General features: G+C 66.2%; 16 protein-coding genes and 1 riboswitch. Of the genes, 5 read left to right on the top strand and 11 right to left on the bottom strand.

Going from position 1 to position 16,918, the window contains the following annotated elements; all coding sequences use genetic code 11:
• Positions 1-10: 10 nt before the first annotated feature.
• Both ftsH and hpt read right to left on the bottom strand, forming a co-directional pair.
• The gene (gene ftsH, locus EF294_RS19665; RefSeq protein ID WP_123932658.1) at positions 11-2,398 is read right to left on the bottom strand and encodes an ATP-dependent zinc metalloprotease FtsH; all 2,388 of its coding nucleotides are present in this window, start codon (positions 2,396-2,398) and stop codon (positions 11-13) included.
• Between the two features lie 221 nt (positions 2,399-2,619).
• A complete protein-coding gene (gene hpt, locus EF294_RS19660; protein ID WP_123932656.1) occupies positions 2,620-3,189 on the bottom strand; it encodes a hypoxanthine phosphoribosyltransferase in 570 nt (189 codons plus the stop codon).
• Between the two features lie 583 nt (positions 3,190-3,772).
• On the opposite strand from hpt, the gene EF294_RS22850 reads away from it, so the two are divergent.
• Together EF294_RS22850 and EF294_RS21600 are read left to right on the top strand one after the other, a co-directional pair.
• Positions 3,773-3,895: a hypothetical protein gene (locus EF294_RS22850; RefSeq protein WP_484103580.1), complete on the top strand. Its 123-nt coding sequence runs from the start codon at positions 3,773-3,775 to the stop codon at positions 3,893-3,895.
• Between the two features lie 115 nt (positions 3,896-4,010).
• A complete protein-coding gene (locus EF294_RS21600) occupies positions 4,011-4,334 on the top strand; it encodes a hypothetical protein (RefSeq protein ID WP_185091164.1) in 324 nt (107 codons plus the stop codon).
• On the opposite strand, the gene tilS is transcribed toward EF294_RS21600, so the two are convergent.
• From tilS to dacB, 3 genes are read right to left on the bottom strand one after another with little or no spacing between them, the layout of a single operon-like run.
• A complete protein-coding gene (gene tilS / locus EF294_RS19650; RefSeq protein ID WP_123932654.1) occupies positions 4,323-5,273 on the bottom strand; it encodes a tRNA lysidine(34) synthetase TilS in 951 nt (316 codons plus the stop codon). The genes EF294_RS21600 and tilS overlap by 12 nt on opposite strands.
• Positions 5,252-6,328, bottom strand: a complete 1,077-nt coding sequence (locus tag EF294_RS19645; RefSeq protein ID WP_123932652.1) for a zinc-dependent metalloprotease — start codon at positions 6,326-6,328, stop codon at positions 5,252-5,254. Before EF294_RS19645 ends, tilS begins: the two co-directional genes overlap by 22 nt.
• Complete coding sequence (dacB, locus tag EF294_RS19640) at positions 6,319-7,746, bottom strand: D-alanyl-D-alanine carboxypeptidase/D-alanyl-D-alanine endopeptidase (protein WP_123932650.1); 1,428 nt, start codon at positions 7,744-7,746, stop codon at positions 6,319-6,321. Before dacB ends, EF294_RS19645 begins: the two co-directional genes overlap by 10 nt.
• Before the next feature lie 159 nt (positions 7,747-7,905).
• Here dacB and EF294_RS19635 point away from each other — a divergent pair, with 159 nt between their 5' ends.
• Positions 7,906-8,418 (top strand): inorganic diphosphatase, encoded by a 513-nt coding sequence (locus tag EF294_RS19635; RefSeq protein ID WP_123932648.1) that lies wholly within the window; start codon positions 7,906-7,908, stop codon positions 8,416-8,418.
• Between the two features lie 88 nt (positions 8,419-8,506).
• Here the strand turns inward: EF294_RS19635 and EF294_RS19630 are convergent, their stop codons facing one another.
• On the bottom strand, positions 8,507-10,219 hold the full coding sequence (locus tag EF294_RS19630; protein ID WP_123932646.1) for an MDR family MFS transporter: 1,713 nt from the start codon (positions 10,217-10,219) through the stop codon (positions 8,507-8,509).
• Complete coding sequence (locus EF294_RS19625; RefSeq protein ID WP_123932644.1) at positions 10,216-10,746, bottom strand: MarR family winged helix-turn-helix transcriptional regulator; 531 nt, start codon at positions 10,744-10,746, stop codon at positions 10,216-10,218. Before EF294_RS19625 ends, EF294_RS19630 begins: the two co-directional genes overlap by 4 nt.
• Positions 10,747-10,932: 186 nt before the next feature.
• On the opposite strand from EF294_RS19625, the gene alc reads away from it, so the two are divergent.
• Complete coding sequence (gene alc / locus EF294_RS19620; RefSeq protein ID WP_221182463.1) at positions 10,933-11,916, top strand: allantoicase; 984 nt, start codon at positions 10,933-10,935, stop codon at positions 11,914-11,916.
• Between the two features lie 19 nt (positions 11,917-11,935).
• Here the strand turns inward: alc and EF294_RS19615 are convergent, their stop codons facing one another.
• Both EF294_RS19615 and EF294_RS19610 read right to left on the bottom strand, forming a co-directional pair.
• A complete protein-coding gene (locus tag EF294_RS19615) occupies positions 11,936-12,367 on the bottom strand; it encodes a hypothetical protein (RefSeq protein WP_123932640.1) in 432 nt (143 codons plus the stop codon).
• Entirely contained in the window at positions 12,364-13,668 is a 1,305-nt protein-coding gene (locus tag EF294_RS19610) for an aminotransferase class V-fold PLP-dependent enzyme (protein ID WP_123932638.1), read from the bottom strand. The genes EF294_RS19615 and EF294_RS19610 overlap by 4 nt, the downstream gene beginning before the upstream one ends.
• A gap of 16 nt (positions 13,669-13,684) precedes the next feature.
• A riboswitch (SAM riboswitch) is annotated at positions 13,685-13,798 on the bottom strand.
• 90 nt (positions 13,799-13,888) lie between these two features.
• On the opposite strand from EF294_RS19610, the gene EF294_RS19605 reads away from it, so the two are divergent.
• Positions 13,889-14,986: an isochorismate synthase gene (locus EF294_RS19605; RefSeq protein WP_123932636.1), complete on the top strand. Its 1,098-nt coding sequence runs from the start codon at positions 13,889-13,891 to the stop codon at positions 14,984-14,986.
• 674 nt (positions 14,987-15,660) lie between these two features.
• Here the strand turns inward: EF294_RS19605 and EF294_RS22325 are convergent.
• Both EF294_RS22325 and EF294_RS19595 read right to left on the bottom strand, forming a co-directional pair.
• Entirely contained in the window at positions 15,661-16,368 is a 708-nt protein-coding gene (locus EF294_RS22325; protein ID WP_123932634.1) for a hypothetical protein, read from the bottom strand.
• On the bottom strand, positions 16,368-16,736 hold the full coding sequence (locus tag EF294_RS19595) for a DNA/RNA non-specific endonuclease (protein ID WP_246007984.1): 369 nt from the start codon (positions 16,734-16,736) through the stop codon (positions 16,368-16,370). The genes EF294_RS22325 and EF294_RS19595 overlap by 1 nt, the downstream gene beginning before the upstream one ends.
• Positions 16,737-16,918 lie beyond the last annotated feature (182 nt).

The following is a 16,918-nucleotide window of genomic DNA, read 5'->3' as shown; positions in this document are numbered from 1 at the left end:
GCCACCGGGCTCAGGCGCCGGTACCGTTCACGTCTTTGCCGGCCTCGTCCGGCCGTCGGGAATGCCCGTTGGCACCCGGGCCATTTCCGTTGCCTTCGTGACCATGTGCACCATTGGGTTCGGTGCCGCCGTTGACCCCGGGGCCCTGCTCGCGCGGCGGCCACCCCGGCGCCGACCAATCATGCGGGGCGCCGTAGTCCGGCCATGTCCCGGCCTGTTGCCCCGCCTGGGGCTGTCCCGGTGGCGGGTACTGGGGCGGATAGTACTGCGGTGAATATGACTGGGGCGGATACGACTGGGGCGGATACGACTGGGGCGGATACGGATTCTGCTGCGGCGGGAGCTGTCCTGGGTACGGATAGCCGGGTGCTGCCTGCGGCGGATACGCCGGTGCACCCGGCTGCCCTCCGGGAGGGCCACCCGCGCCGACTGGCTCGGGTACCTTCACCGGCTCCGGCGGCGGCCAGGGCTCACCACGCTCGATAGCGAGCTCCCCCGGCGTCTTCACCGGCGGCTTGTCACTGGGCGTGCGATCCCCGAAGTCGTTGAACGTCGTGATCCGCGGCCGCTTCTCGACCTGCGAGAAGATCGTCTCCAGATCCTTACGGGTCAGCGTTTCCTTCTCCAACAGCTCACTGGCGAGCACATCGAGAGTGTCGCGGTACTCCGAGAGAATCGCCCACGCCTCGGTATGCGCCGCCTCTATCAGCCGGCGCACCTCCTCGTCGATCTCACCGGCAACCCCTGCGGAGTAGTCGGTCTGGTTACCCATCGAGCGGCCGAGGAACGGATCACCCTGCTCTTGCCCGTACCGGACCGCACCGAGCTTGGCGCTCATCCCATATTCGGTGACCATCGCCCGCGCGATCTTCGTCGCCTGATCGATGTCGGACGACGCGCCCGTCGTCGGCTCGTGGAATACCAATTCCTCCGCGGCACGACCACCCATCGCCATCACCAGGCGGGCGATCATCTCCGAGCGGGTCATGAGGTCTTTGTCCTGCTCGGGCACGGCCAGCGCATGACCGCCGGTGCGTCCGCGGGCCAGGATGGTCACCTTGTAAATCGGGTCGAGATCCGGCATCGCCCACGCGGCCAGCGTGTGCCCACCCTCGTGGTAGGCGACGACCTTCTTCTCGTGCTCACTGATGATGCGGCTCTTGCGTCGTGGCCCGCCGATCACACGGTCGACGGCTTCCTCGAGCATCTCCGCGGTGATTGTGTGCTTGTTCTCCCGAGCGGCCAGCAACGCCGCCTCGTTGACGACGTTGGCCAGATCGGCACCGGACATACCCGGGGTCCGCTTGGCCAGACCGTCGAGATCGGCGTCGGAATCGATCGGCTTGCCATTGGCGTGCACGCGCAGGATCGCTCGGCGCCCGGCCATGTCGGGATTGCCGACCGGGATCTGCCGGTCGAAACGGCCCGGACGCAGCAACGCCGGATCGAGGATGTCGGGACGGTTGGTGGCCGCGATCAGGATGATGCCCTGCCGATCCCCGAAGCCATCCATCTCGACGAGTAGCTGGTTGAGAGTCTGCTCGCGCTCGTCGTGACCACCGCCGAGACCCGCACCGCGCTGACGCCCGACCGCATCGATCTCGTCGACGAAAATGATGCACGGGCTGTTGTTCTTGGCCTGCTCGAACAGGTCACGCACACGGGAGGCACCGACACCGACGAACATCTCGACGAAATCCGAACCCGAGATGGTGAAAAACGGCACCCCAGCCTCACCAGCGACCGCGCGAGCCAGCAACGTCTTACCGGTACCGGGCGGGCCGTAGAGCAATACGCCCTTGGGGATCTTCGCGCCGAGCGCCTGATAGCGCATCGGATTCTGCAGGAAGTCCTTGATCTCGTAGAGCTCCTCGACCGCCTCATCAGCACCGGCAACATCGGCGAACGTGGTCTTCGGCATGTCCTTGGTGAGCTGCTTCGCGCGTGACTTGCCGAAGCCCATCACGCCGCCACGACCACCACCCTGCATGCGACTCATCACGAAGAAGAACAAACCGAAAAGCAGCAACACCGGCAGCAGGAAGATCATGCTCTGCCAGAACACCGACTGCTCGTTGACGTTTGTCTGATACGGCGCACCGGTCGCCTTGACGTCGTTGAAGATTTCCTCGCTCGCCGCGGAGGGATACTTCGTCGAGATCTTGGTCGACTCGTTGTCGCCGACCTTGACCGGCGTAGTGGTCTCGATACGCAGTTGCTGCTCACGGTCGTCGATCTGGATCGACTTGGTGTTCTTCGTGTTGAGCTGCGTCAGCGCGACAGAGGTGTCGACGGCGGTGTAGTCGCGATCGTTGTCGCGCCAGACGCTCCAGCCCCAGAAGGCGAGCACGATGACCGCCACGATGGCGAGATTGCGGAAGACTGTCTTGCGGTTCATGCCAGTGAGGGGTTGGTCCGCGGTGGTGACACCCGACCGGTCCCGTTGGTCCTTCCCATCGATTCGTGACCACAACGAGCCGAGATGACGCGGACAAATCGTGCAGAGGCACGCCGAGCATCGACCGTGATCATTGTGATAAGGCTACCGGTCAACGATCCCGCAGGTAAAACCGTTCCCAGTTTGTTGGCGCCGCCTCCGGCGTCGCTGGCGGGTACCGCTCAGCCTTGGTAGACACTCGGACGCAGCCGACCGATGAACGGCAGGTCGCGGTAGCGTTCGGCGTAGTCGAGGCCGTACCCGACGACGAACTCGTTGGGGATGTCGAAACCGACCTCGGCAACGTCCACGGGCGAGCGAACCGCCTCGGGCTTGCGCAGCAGCGTGCACACCTCCAACGACTTCGGAGAGCGGGTCGCCAAGCTCTTCATCAGCCACGACAGGGTCAGGCCGGAGTCGATGATGTCCTCCACGATCAGGACGTCGCGTCCGGCGATGTCGCGGTCGAGGTCCTTGAGAATGCGGACGACACCCGACGACGACGTCGCCGAGCCATAGCTCGACACCGCCATGAACTCCATCTGCGACGGAAGTGGCAATGCCCGCGCGAAGTCGGTCATGAACATGATCGCGCCCTTGAGTACACCGATGAGGACGAGATCGTCCTCGATACCGGCGTAGCGCGAGGCAACCGACTCGGCCAGCTCTGCGGTGCGCTGTTTGATCTGTTCCTCGGTGATCAGCACCGCTTCGATGTCATCGCCGTAATAGTGTTCGATCTCGTTCGCCACGGCCTCTAGCTTGTCATGCCCGACGGCCGGGGTGGACCCGACGTCGGCGAGCGACCCCGGGCGTCAAGGAAGATGGCCGAGAGGGGGTGCACTCTGCCCGCCGTGGGATGCCAACAGGTCCCCTGATAACGCGATGCCACCACGGTCACAACGCAGATGACGTTGCGGGTTTCCGACGTATGCACGTTGACCAATCATCACGGCAGTAAGGAAGAAGCCCGTGCACCGAAACCGCGGACCCGCACCGGAAGTGCTCGAATCCCATCGCTCCGCACGGACAATGACGTCATTGTTCCCGCTCGGCATTCTTCGCCTTCGCGGATCGGACCGAACCGCCGAATGGATTGGCGGTCATAGCCAGGCACACCGCATCGCGACCACCGGCCGCCGCAGGAGCGCAGACGGGCCGGACGCGAGATGACAGTCAAATCTTCTGATCTATTTGGCTTGCACTGGTGCTGATTTCGCGCCGGCCTCCGGCCAACACCGCAACGCCGATTGGCGCGGGCTACACGCTGTCGAGTACAGCGCCTCACTCACCCTGGCGCTGCACCACGGCAGATCCACGCGCAGCCAGAACCCTGTGGCACTCGTCGACGATGCGGGCACTGCGGTGTTCCACCTACCGTTGCGCTGCCGCCCGAGGACCGCGGAGTACCCGATTTCCGCGTGGATGTGCCGCAAGTCGGTGACACTCACTGGGTGATAACGCCGGACCGATTCGCAATCAATCGATCCGCAAGTGGTGCAACCCGCTCGCGCTGCCGCAGGAAACAACTTCTCAACGCTCGGCCACTCGGCAGGAACGCGACAATCATGCAGTGGCGCCCTTCATGCACAGCCTCGGCGCAGCCGCCACGGTCGGGACGCTGGTGGGCATCATCATCGACGCGACCGCCGGCGAGGTCACCAGTTGTGCGATCGGACTGGCCGCCGCGGTCATCGGCTTCCTGGTAACCGTCGTCCCCGCAGCGGGTCTCGGCGATGCTGCGGGCACGATCGTCGGCGGGTCGCGGCACCCTGGTCGTCGCGAGAACCCAGTACCGGCGAACCGTCAACTCCCCGTTCGGCCCTCCGGACCAGCACCCCCACAAACACACCGGTCCAGCCGCCGCACGCCCGGTCCGGCGACGTCAGCGCGGTGAGTCCCGCACCGCGAGTACGTCGCCGACCCGGACGACCTCGCGTCGGAACCCGCCATCGCCGCCGATGGCGACGCCGCCCTGACCGTGCCAACCGACGGCCAACACGTCCACCGCACCAATCACCCGGCTCGTCAGCCCGGTGGCCCCGACGTCGAGAAGCCACCGCCGGATCACCCTGGTCCGCACCGCGGCGGCGAGATCTCGCACACCCTTGATCGCCAGGCCCGAGTCGGTGCGGGCGGCACGGTAATACTCCTCGGCGAGCGCGTCGAGAGCGTCGGTGTCGGCGCGTAACGCATCGGCCGTGCGGCAGAGCGCCTCGACGACACCTCCGTGGACGACATCATCAAGCAGCGGCAGGACCTCCGAACGCAGACGCACCCTGGTGAACCGCCGATCACTGTTGTGCGCGTCGGCATGCGGAGCCAACCCGAGTTCGGTACAGACGCCGACGGTCTGTGCACGCCGGATACCCAGAAGAGGCCGCCCCCACGGCGCCGACCACGCGCGCATCCCGGCGATCGAGCGCGCGCCCGAGCCGCGTGCCAGTCCAAGCAGGACGGTCTCGGCCTGATCGTCGGCGGTGTGGCCGAGCAGCACCGGACACCCGTCCCGCGCCTCCGCGAGCGCCGCATAGCGGGCCGTCCGGGCCGCCGCCTCCATCCCGCCCGCGGTGCCGACACTCACCTCGATCACCTGCGCGCGGGCCCCGAGCCTGCGCGCTGCCTCGGCCGCGGCGTCGGCGATGTGCGCCGACCCGCGCTGGAGCCGGTGGTCGATGACGAGCGCACGGACCTCGAATCCGGCACGCACGGCGGCCGCGGTCAGCGCCAGCGAATCCGGACCGCCGGAGAGTCCGACGCAGACCTGCCGGTGGCTGCCGAGGTGGTCGGCGCCGAATCGCTCGACGGCCCGGATCAGAGCACCCGCGTTATCCATTTCGCCGGTTCGTCGATCTCGGCGGGCAGTGGCATCGTCTCCGGCGAGGTCCAGATCGCGTTGAAGCGCTCCATGCCGACCGTCGAGACCACCTCGTCGACAAATGCCTTACCCCGAATGTATTGGGCCAGTTTGGCATCCATACCGATGAGGGCACGGATGATGCGCTGCACCGGATTCCTCGGTCCCGTGCGCCGCTTATCGAAGGCCGCTCGGATCGACGCCACGGTGGGTACCTGCGCGGGGCCGACGGCATCCATCACATGATCGGCGTGGCCTTCGAGCAAAGTGCCGAGCATCAGCATCCGACTGAAGGCGTCATATTGTTCGGGCGTCTGCAGCAACTGCATCGCACCGATCACGCCCTTCTCGCGGGGCTTGCCGCCCTTGAGCGCTCCAGTGATGCGTTCGACGACGTCGGAGATCGATTCCCCGGCGTCGGAGGTGAGGATCTCGATGTTGTCGAGCATGTACTGCCGCAGCCACGGATTGGCCGAGAATTGCACCCGATGTGTCACCTCATGCAGGCACACCCAGAGCCGGAAGTCCGACGGCACCACCTTCAGCGTCCGCTCGACACCGACGATGTTGGGCAGCACCAGCATCAACACTCCGGGGTCGTCGGCTGCGCCCGAGACCGACTCCTCCGGCGGCGAGAACGGGTCGTACTGTCCGAGGATCGCCGTGGAGAGGAAGGCCAGCAGACCCGCGGTCTGCAGCCCGCCGATCCGCCCGCTCAGACCGGGTGAGTCGTCGGCGCCACCTGGCCCCGAGAGCATCGATCGCATGGATTGCCCTGCGGCGTCAATCCATTCGTCGCGTTCGAGCACGCGGGCCGCGGGCACCGCGAGGCCGTCGGCCAGACCGGTGACCTCGCGAACCGGCGCTTCGGCACGCACCGCGGCGTCGGCGAGTTCGACCCGTGCGGCCGTCCGCGTGTAGTCGGTCATCTTCGGGCCGGGCCGGGAGAGTTTCTTGCCCACCGTGGACGCAAGGCCCCAATCGATCCTGGCGCCGACCGACTCCAGATCGTGGTCTGCGTGCTCTATCGACATCCACACTCCCTCAGGTCGCCGGGGATGGCGTCGAGTGCCGGGCGGGCATCGGCCGGGGAGGTTCCCCCCGACATCAACGCGAACGACAACACCCGCCCATCGACGGTTTGCACTATGCCGGTCAACGAGCTCACCCCGGTCAGAGTTCCGGTCTTGGCCCGCACCCAGCCCGCTGCCGGGTTGTCCGGTTCATCGAAGCGGTCGGCGAGAGTTCCGGTGCCACCGGCGATCGGCAAACCCTCGAGGATCGGGCGCAGTGTCGCGTTACGGGCACCCTTGGAGCTGCGCGGATCGCCGGGACCGCTGATGGCGCCCATCAGGGCGTCAAGAAACGCGGCGGGGATCTTGTTCTGATACGACAGCCCCGACGAATCGCGCAGCGTCACCCTGGAGGTGTCGAAACCATTGTCCCGCAACGTTTTCACCACCGCAGCGGCACCGCCGGACAGGGTGGCCGGACCACCCTGGGACACCGACAACTCGATGGACAGCGCCTCGGCCATCACGTTGTCGGAGAAGCGGTTCATATCGTCGACGCGGGTGAGCAGCGGGGCTGAGGACACCTTCGCGAGAGTCTGCGCACCCGCCGGCGCCGTCGTCTCGATAACGTCGGTCGACACCCCGAGGGCCGTGGCGAGCGCCCTGCCGGCGGTGAGGGCCGGGTCGGCGACGCGTGGCGAGTACTCGTCGAGCGGTCGCGCGGTGCGACCGCCGTCGACCATGAGCGGCTGGATCGGGGTGATGTCGCCGCCGGCGATGTCGGCGCGATCCCACGTCGGGTCCATCGACGGCCCCGTGTACGCGCTGACGTCGACGGCCACCGAGCGCACGTCGACCCCGGAGTTCTTGATCTGGTCGGCGAGCTGCGAGATCCGGGCGGGGTTGGTGTAGAAGGTGTCGGTGCCGGGCGGCTGGGCGCTGAGCGTCGGGTCGCCGGCGCCCTTGAGGATGATCTGCCCGCCGGGCCCGGCGAGCACGGTGGTGGTGATGCGCTGATCGTGGGGCAGGGCGAGCAGCACCGCCGCCGCGGTGAGGATCTTCGCGTTGGACGCCGGGGTGCGCGGCTGGTCGGCACCCTGCGACCACAGCACGGTTCCGGTCAGCGAGTCGCTGATCTGGCCGGTGAGAGTGCCCAGGGCGGGCGCTGTGAGCGACGCGGCGATGGCTCGTTGAACGCCGGTCGCGGTCGGTTCGGGCGCGGTCGCCGACACCGGGCTGATGGCGGGGGTGAAGGCGATCGGCGCGGGCCGGCCGGGGGTGCCCGGCGGAAGCGGGTCGGGAGTGCTCAGCTGCAGGTAGGTGAACACCCCGCCGACCGCGATGGCCGCGACCAGAACGACCGAGAGCATCAACCAGATGACGCGCCGACGACGCACCCGGGGCCGGTTCACCGCGGCGCGTCCGTGATGTGCACCCACACAACCTCCGGGTCTCGACGTTCTTTCATGTCGACCTAACAGTATCGTTGAGGCGATTCGCGCCGCCGACTCGCACGAGGAGCCAATACCTGCATCCGGCGTTTCGGGCAGCGACGGCCGCGCTCACCCCAACGACAGTGCCACGATCAAGGAGGACGCGTGGAATTCGATGTGACCATCGAGATCCCCAAGGGAAGCCGCAACAAGTACGAGGTGGACCACGAGACGGGCAAGATCTATCTCGACCGCTACCTCTACACCGCGTTCGGTTATCCCGCCGATTACGGCTACATCGACAACACGCTCGGCGAGGACGGCGACCCGCTCGACGCCCTCGTCCTACTGCCGGAGCCGGTGTACCCCGGTGTGATCGTCCGGGCCCGCATCGTCGGCATGTACACCATGACCGACGAGGCCGGCGGTGACGACAAGCTGCTGTGCGTCCCGGCCAAGGACGTGCGTTGGGATCACATCCAGGACATCGGGGACGTCCCCGAGTACGAGCTCAAGGCGATCGCACACTTCTTCGAGCACTACAAGGACCTCGAGCCCGGCAAACACGTGAACCCGGGCGGTTGGGTCGGCACGGCCGAGGCAGAGAAAGTCGCCCAGGAGGCCATCGAACGTCTTCAGAAGCAGCCGCACGACGCCAACGAGCACTCGGGCTCCTGACGCTGGCTTTCGAGCACGAGAACGGCGCCCGTCCCCCGATCGCGGGGGCGGGCGCCGTTTCTTATCACGCCGGGGGCCGAGCCGGTGTCTACTGCGCGGGGCCGGTCGACTCCGGGTCGCCGAGCGGTTTGCCCCTGCGCAGAGGCAATTCCTTCCACGTGACGGTACCGATGATCGCGAGCAACGAGATGATCGAGACTGTCAGGAACACCCGGTCCATCGAGTTGACGAAGCCCTGCTTGATCGGCTCGGCCAGCTCGGTGGGTAGCTTGCTGATCACCGAGGTATCCGACATCACGCTCTCCGACGCCGCGCCGCCACCGGCGCCCGGATTCTGCGACGCGCTGATGAGACCCTTGGCGAATCCGCTGACCTGCGGGTCCGGACTCGACGCGGCGGTCATCACCGCGGTGCGGTACTGCGGAGCCGCCGCAGCGGTGACCATCTCGTCCTTGATGTTGGGGCCCATCAGGCTGAACAGCATCGAGAAGAACACGGCCACACCAAGCGTCGCACCGATCTGCCGGAAGAAGGTCGCGGTACCCGTCGACAGTCCCATGTCCTTGGGCGGCAAGATGTTCTGCATGGCCAGGGTGATCGGCTGCATGAGGTTACCGAGCCCGAAGCCGAGGAAGAACGCGTAGATCATGACCAGCCACACCGGCGTCGCCAGTCCCACCGTGTGCAGCATGAACATCATCACCGTGATCAGGACGGAGCCCAGGATGGTGAAGATCTTGTACCGTCCGGTCCGCGAGATCAGCTGACCCGACAGCACCGACCCGGTCATCAGCCCGAGCACCATCGGCAGCATCTGCAGGCCGGCAACCATCGGGCTCGACCCGCGCAGCACCTGGAAGTACTGCGGCAGCATCGAGATGCCGCCGAACATCACCGCACCGACGATCATCGAGACGACGATGCCCTGCGCGAAGACGCGATTCTTGAAGACGCGCAACGGGATCAACGCGTCGTCACCCATCAGGTGCTCGATGAGCACGAACACCGCGAGCCCGACCGCGCCGACGATGTAGCACAGCCAGGACCAGCCCGACAGCCATCCCCATTCGCGGCCCTGTTCGGCGACGATCAGCAGCGGTGCGACGGTCACCGCCAGCGCGGTGGCACCCCAGTAGTCGGTGCGGCCACCGACGCCCTTGTTCTGGTCGTAGTTGAGGACCCGGTAGACCACGGCGAGGGCGAGGATGCCGATCGGCACATTGACCAGGAACACCCAGCGCCACCCGGAGACCCAGAGGATCGAGGACTGCCCGGCGAACAGTCCGCCGAGCACCGGTCCCAGCACACTGGAGGTACCGAACACGGCCAGGAAGTAGCCCTGGTACTTGGCACGTTCGCGGGGCGGGACGATGTCGCCGATGGTCGTCAGCGCCAAGGTGAACAGGCCGCCGGCACCGAGACCCTGGAAGGCGCGGAACGCGGCCAGCTCGTACATCGAGGTCGCCATGCTGCAGGCCAGCGAACCGATCACGAAGATCGAGATGGCCAGCAGGAAGAACGGCTTACGCCCGTAGAGGTCGGAGAGCTTGCCGTAGAGCGGTGTGACGATGGTCGAGGTGACCAGGTAGGCCGTCGTGACCCAAGCCTGCATGTCGTAGCCCTGCAGATCGTCGGCGATCGTGCGGATCGCGGTCGAGACGATCGTCTGGTCGAGCGCCGCGAGGAACATGCCGAGCATCAGGCCGGTCAGCACCGTCAGGATCTGCCGGTGCGAGAGTCCCGCTCCGGCGTGCTCCTGCGGGGGACTCACCGTCAAGGCGGTGGCGTTGTCGTTGGTCATGGGTTCCTCGAGTTCGTAGGGGCTGGAGTGATACGTCGGGATTCCGACGCCGGTGCAGTCTCAGATCGCCGGCGTTCGCACGCGGGCGGGACAACGGTCTCGACGGCGTCGACGAAGCGGGTGAGAAGGATCACCAGGGTCGCCATTTCGTCTGCCGACCACTCGCTCATGGCGGCGTGCACGGCCGAGCGACGGCCCGCGCGCATCGACTCGACGCGGTCACGTCCGGCGTCGGTGATGACGAGCAGCGTCGCGCGCCCGTCGTGCGGGTCGGCTTCGCGTCGGATGAGCCCGAGGTCGACGAGTTGGCTGACGTGCCTGCTGACCGTTGACGGATCGGCGCCGAGTTCGGCGGCCAGCTCTCGCGAACGCATCGGGCGGGTGGCCAGGTGGAACAGACCTTTGAAGGCCGCCGTCTCGAACTCGCCGTCGGGCGTACCGAAGGTCGTGTGGACCGCGCGCTCGCGCATACGGATGTAACGCGCGAGTGTGTCGAAGAGCTGATCAATGTCGCGGTCTTCGACCATACCGATACCTCGATTGATGACGATGTCCCTTTTAGTTGCTGACCCCAACTAGTTGTCAACTTCATGTAGTTGGGTACCGCAAGTATGCGCCCGGGTTCATCGTCATGGCAAATCCCATTAGGATCGACGGTCGTGACCCCTGTACCACCACCGACGTCTTCAGGAAACCGACCGCACTTCACGTCCATGCCTGACCTGGCCTTACGGGACCTGGGCGGCGCCGTCGTGTGGACCAACGACGATCTCTTCGCGGAGGCACAGAACCTGATCAAGACACCCCCGGCGCAGTATCAGCCCGCGACGTTCGGTCACAAGGGTCAGATCTACGACGGCTGGGAGACACGACGGAGGCGGGAGGCGGGAGTCGATCAGGCGATCGTCCGGCTCGGCGCGCCGGGTGTCATCTACGGCGTCGTCGTCGACACCGCGTGGTTCAAGGGCAACTATCCGCCGTTCATCTCCGTCGAAGCCGCCGCCAAGGAGGGCGTCGTCTCCGTCGACGAACTGCTGACCGACACCGAGTGGGTCACCATCGTCGAGAAGAGCCCCGTCGACGGCGACACCCGCAATCCTTTCCGGGTCGATGCGAAGGATCGCTTCACCCACGTGCGTCTGACGATGCATCCCGACGGCGGTGTGGCCCGATTCCGGGTCCACGGGCGCGGCGTACCCAACCCCCACTTTTTCCGTTACGGCCATTTCGACCTGGCCGCCTTGGAAAACGGCGGCCTGATCACGGCCTGCTCCAACATGTTCTATAGCTCGCCCAACAACCTGCTCATGCCCGGCCGCGCACGGCACATGGGTGAGGGGTGGGAGACCTCGCGTCGCCGCGACGACGGCAACGACTGGGTGCAGGTGCGCCTGGCCGGGCAGGGCCGGGTGAGTCTCGTCGAACTCGACACCAGCTACTTCCTGGGCAACGCGCCCGGCGCGGCAATGGTCCGTGGCCGCGACGGCGAGGACGGCGAGTGGTTCGAGGTGTTGGGCCGCACCGACTTACAGCCCGACACCCGACATCGGTTCGTCATCGATCTCGACCGCCCGATGACCGAGGCGCGCATCGACGTCTATCCCGACGGCGGCATGGCTCGCGTCAAGCTGCACGGCGTGTTAACCGACGAGGCGCAGGCCGAGCTTGTCGAGCAGTGGGAGCGCGGCGAGGCCTGATCACTCCTGCCCGGAGTTGTCAGGCAGCACGTCGCTCCGCGAACGACGGCAATACCAGTTCGCGCACTCGGTGCCGCGTGGCCGATCCGTCGAGTGAGACGAGGATGACTGCGTCGGCGACCTCGGCCGCATAAATGTCGCGGATAAGGGTCACCAGACCGCTCGGCGTACCCACATAGCGCACGGTACCGCCGTCGATGACGTCCGGGATGTGTGCGACCGCCGCCCGCGCCGATGCGGCGCTCGGGGCGATCGCCACCTCCACCTCGAGTGCGACGGAGAAGTTCGCGGTGTCACGGGTACCGGCCCGCAGGAGTGAGCGGGCGCGCTGGGCGTCCCGCAACGTGGGTCGACGGACGACGATCACCGAGGACTTGGCCGGCACGTCGTCGGTGAGTGTGACCCGCAACGCCGGGCGGCCGATGCTGATGCGATCGAGTTCGATGGTCATGTCGGATTCCCTCCAGGTGAGGTCGAGATCAGTTGCGCGAGAGCGTCGATCAACCGATCGATGTCGGCGGCCCCGGTGCCGAGGCCGAAACTCGCGCGCACGGCGCCGTCGGGATGGCCGAGGCGAGTGAGGATTGGGTGTGCGCAGAACTTTCCGTCACGCACTCCAATGCCGTGTTCGGCGCTGAGATACTCGGCGACGGCGCGCGGGGCGATACCGTCGACGCCGAACCCGGCGATCCCGACACGATCGGTGATGTCGTCGAAGATGCGTAGCTCCTCGACGCCGTCGATCCGCGCGAGACCGTCATCGAGACGGCAACGCAATTCGTGCTCGTGCAGGCCGATCGCCTCGAAGCCGATCTCGGTGATCGCCTCGCAGGCCGCGGCGATAGCGATGGCGCCCAACACATTCGGCGACCCTGCTTCATGCCGCGCGGCACCGGTGTGCCAGGCAGTGGCCGCGCAGTTCTCGTCGGCACCGTCGACGACGCTGACTTGCGCCGACGCCCCGCCGCCGGCGAGGTAGGGGTCGGCGGCGTCGAGCCAGTCCGTGCGTCCGATGAGTACTCCCGCCCCAAACGGGGCGTAGATCTTGTGACCGGAGAACACCAGGTAATCGATACCGTGGCTGGCCATCGACACCGGCCGATGCGCGACGAGTTGGGCTGCATCGACGAGGATGCGCGCGCCGTGTCGGTGCGCGATGGCGGCGATGCGACCGATCGGCAGGACCTCCCCGGTGACGTTGGAGGCCGCGGTCACCGCGAGCAACGCCGCGGGTGCCGCCGCCAGTTCGCCTTCGAGTGCGACGAGGGTGTCCTCGATGCCCGGGCGGGCGGTCACGATGCGGGCCGTCCCGGAGTCGCGCGAAACCCACGGCAGCAGATTGGCGTGGTGCTCGATGTCGAGGACCACGACGTCGCCAGGGGTGCAGTGGGCCGCGAGATTGATCGCGTCGGTGGTGTTGCGAGTGAACACGACGATGTCGTCGGCACGCCCACGCACGAAGTGCCGCACCGTCTCCCGGCACTGCTCGTAGCGACCGGTGGTGACCTGAGACAGATGGCCGGCACCGCGGTGGACGCTGGCGTACTGGTGCAGCGACGCGGTGACGGCGTCGGCGACCGCGTTCAGGGCGGGGGCACTCGCCGCATAGTCGAGGTTGGCGTAGGCCACCTCGCTCCCGTCGGCGAGCGGCACCTGTTGTCCCGCGCCGACGACCTCGGCGAGCGGCTCGAAGGACGACGGATCTACGCACACGGTGGGGGTGATCGATGCGGGGGTGACGACAGCAGTCATCGAAAATCTCCTTGTGAATCCACGCTTGCCGTGTCCGGGTGGTACACGGCCAGGTCGTCACCCGGAGCACCCCACCGCGGAGGAGGGTTGCCGACCAGCGAGCCGGGGCTTGTCACTGGCACTCATGACCTGCATCAAGGGTGGCCTATCGCACCGGAGGGTGTCAATTTTCATTCAGCGTGGGCGAAATCCCGATACCGCCCGACGCTAAGTTGGTCGGGTGAGCGGCAAACCAGTGACAGATGTGGGAACGGGGCCTGCTCCGTTTGTGTTGTCGCGTCCGCATGGGGTGGTTCGCGCCGAGGGCATCGGGCGACGGTTCACCGCGGTCTCCGACGCCGTCAGCGCGCTGCGTTCCGGTGCGGCGGACGCGGTGGTCGGTGCGCTCCCGTTCGACCCCACCGATCCGGCCGCCCTGTTCGCACCTGGGCGGCTGCATCGGGAGCAGGCGCTGGGTGGGCGTGCCCCGGTCCGTCATTCACTGACCCACCTCGTCGAGATCCCCGACGCCGCCACACACCGGGAGCGGGTGCGCCGAGCGGTGGCCGCCATCCACGCCGGTGACGTCGACAAGGTAGTGCTCGCGAGAACCGTCGGCGCGATGCTCGATTCGCCGATTGGGATCGGCGTGCTTCTCGACGCGCTGGCGCACGGAAACTCCGAGCACAACGCGTTCGCGGTCGACACCGGCCACTCGTGGCTCCTCGGCGCGAGCCCGGAGTTGCTGCTACACAAGAGCGGCCGCGAGGTGACCTGTCATCCGTATGCAGGTTCGGCTCCCCGCTCGTCGGACCCAGAGGCCGACCGTGAGGCCCGAGACGAGCTCGCCGCGTCGGGAAAAGATCATCGTGAGCACGCGTTCGTCGTCGAGCATCTGCGTGAGCGATTGGCGCCGATCAGCGAGGAGCTTTCCGTCGCGACCCGACCTCAATTGCTCTCCACCGGCGAGATGTGGCATCTGGCCACACCAATTCGCGCCCGCCTCGCCGATCCGGATGTCGGCGCACTCGACCTCGCCCTGAGGCTGAGCCCCACCCCGGCGGTGTGCGGGACACCGACCGAGACTGCGGCACAGTTCATTCGGGATCATGAGGAACCCCGCGGACTCTACGCCGGCGCCGTCGGCTGGGCCGACGCGCAGGGCAACGGCGAGTGGATGGTCACGATCCGTTGTCTCGAGCTCAACGCCGACCGACAGACGTTCCGCACGTGGGCCGGCGGCGGGATCGTCGCCGACTCCGATCCCGACGCCGAACTCGCCGAGACCACCGCCAAACTGCGAACGGTGTTGCGGGCGTTAGGAGTCGATGCGCGCTGAACATAACGGCATGAGATTCCTCCCATTCGCCGATCAGACCGGTCATGAGACGTAACGCCCATCGACGCGGTGTGTCCGGCAGAGAACGAACTGACGGCAAAACCCATCGCCGCCATATGCCCACCCTGATCAGGGTCGACCACCCCCGTGCTGCACACCCCGCCCCGCGCAGCCGACCTCTGCGCAGCCACCTCCGCATTCGGCCGATCCACTCGATCACACATCTCACCGATCACCACCGTGCCGCCCACCAGGACCTCCAAACCGTTCCCCCGAACGCGGTTGGTCGAGATGCCCTTCAACCGACCACCGGGTTCAACTCGAGTCCTCGATGTGCGCCGGTCCCGCCTTGTCCGGGGGCGAGCTCGGCGGATCCACAACTATGACGACTGGCTCGAGGCCGAAGTTGCCGCATTCGAAGGGCTGCTCCGCAAGGCGCAGCAGGCGGCGTAACTGCTGGTCATGAGGCGGTCAGCTACTCACCTCACACGCGGAGATCTTCGGCGCCCATGGGCTCCCAGCGGCGTCATTCTCGGACATCTGTCGAAGTACATCTTGGGCGGCTGTCTCGACTGCCGGCCACCGCGGGTCAATGACGTGTCCTACACCGTCCTCGGCGTCATAGGCATCAACTAGCCATCACACCGCTCGTACCACCCAACACACCCGAGCAGCTACCGCCGGCCCAGCAACCTGGCCACTGCCTGCGCCGGCGGCTCACCCGACGACACCGGAAACACCCCACCATCATCACCAACCAAAAAATATGTCCGATCCACCCGTATTTGACCAGGACGATCCCGCACAAACACCCGCCACCCACCATCCACCCGAGACACCACCGCATCCTCCACCACAAACCCCACCACCGGACTCACCGCCACAAACGCCGCCACCCGATCCACCGCCGACCCACCATCAGCCACCACAATCGGCCGACCACACACCACCGACGGCTCCACCAAATCCCCAAACATGTCAATCGCCCGCGCCTTCACCTCACCCGCCGTGGCCATCGACGCCTCAAAATCCGCAGCCACATCACCACACAACACATGCACCACACCCCGCACCGGCTCCCGATCCACCACCACCACCACCAAAGCATCAAACAACCACAACGGCACCGGAAACTCACGGCGAAAGTCCCGCACAACCGTATTGAAATTTTCTAAATCTTCTATCGAAATTTGCACTGACCGTCGTCGGATTCGCTCACCACCCACCCACGCCGCCTGCGTGCCTACGGTGTGCCCCGGCTCGAAATGATCAATCATCATATACCGGTCCCACGGCCCCTCCCACAGGTCCCCGGTCGAATGCACCACAATATCCGCCAGTTGAGAACCCAACCGCCGCAAACTATCCTCCGGTTCAGACATCACCGCTCACCCGCTTCCGCAACAAATTCCACGATCTGCTTCTTGTAATAACGCCGCTTGTATCGCTGGGACGAATCATTACCGAAATCATGTCGGAGATCCACCTCTTCCAACCAGTTATTCGACCTCGCCGAGTACGCCTTACCGCCAACGGTCACTGTCTCGGGCCTCTCCCCCACGACCGGCGCATCCAGGTCGATCGTCGCCTCTACCCGTGCCCCGTACCGGGCGAAATCAGCCCACTCATTCTCCATCACCCGATACGGCGTCATATTGAAATACCCATCCTGAGCAAACATGTTGCGCAACCCCTGCGTCAACACAAACCGGAAACCGAACACATGCCCACCCTGATCGGTGTCGACCACCCCCTGCTGCACACCTTGCCCCCGCGCAACCCACCTCTGCGCCGCCACCTCCGCACTCGGCCGATCCACCCGATCACACCTGCTGCGCAAGCCGGCGCAGCGCGGCCTCGTCACCGTCGGGGAACTTCTCGCCCATCTTGTCGCCGAGCCACGTCAACCAGCCCGGCAACCCGATGGTCACC

Source organism: Gordonia oryzae (assembly GCF_003797185.1).
GTDB classification, from domain to species: Bacteria; Actinomycetota; Actinomycetes; order Mycobacteriales; family Mycobacteriaceae; genus Gordonia; species Gordonia oryzae.
This window is presented reverse-complemented; position numbering and strand designations above follow the sequence as displayed.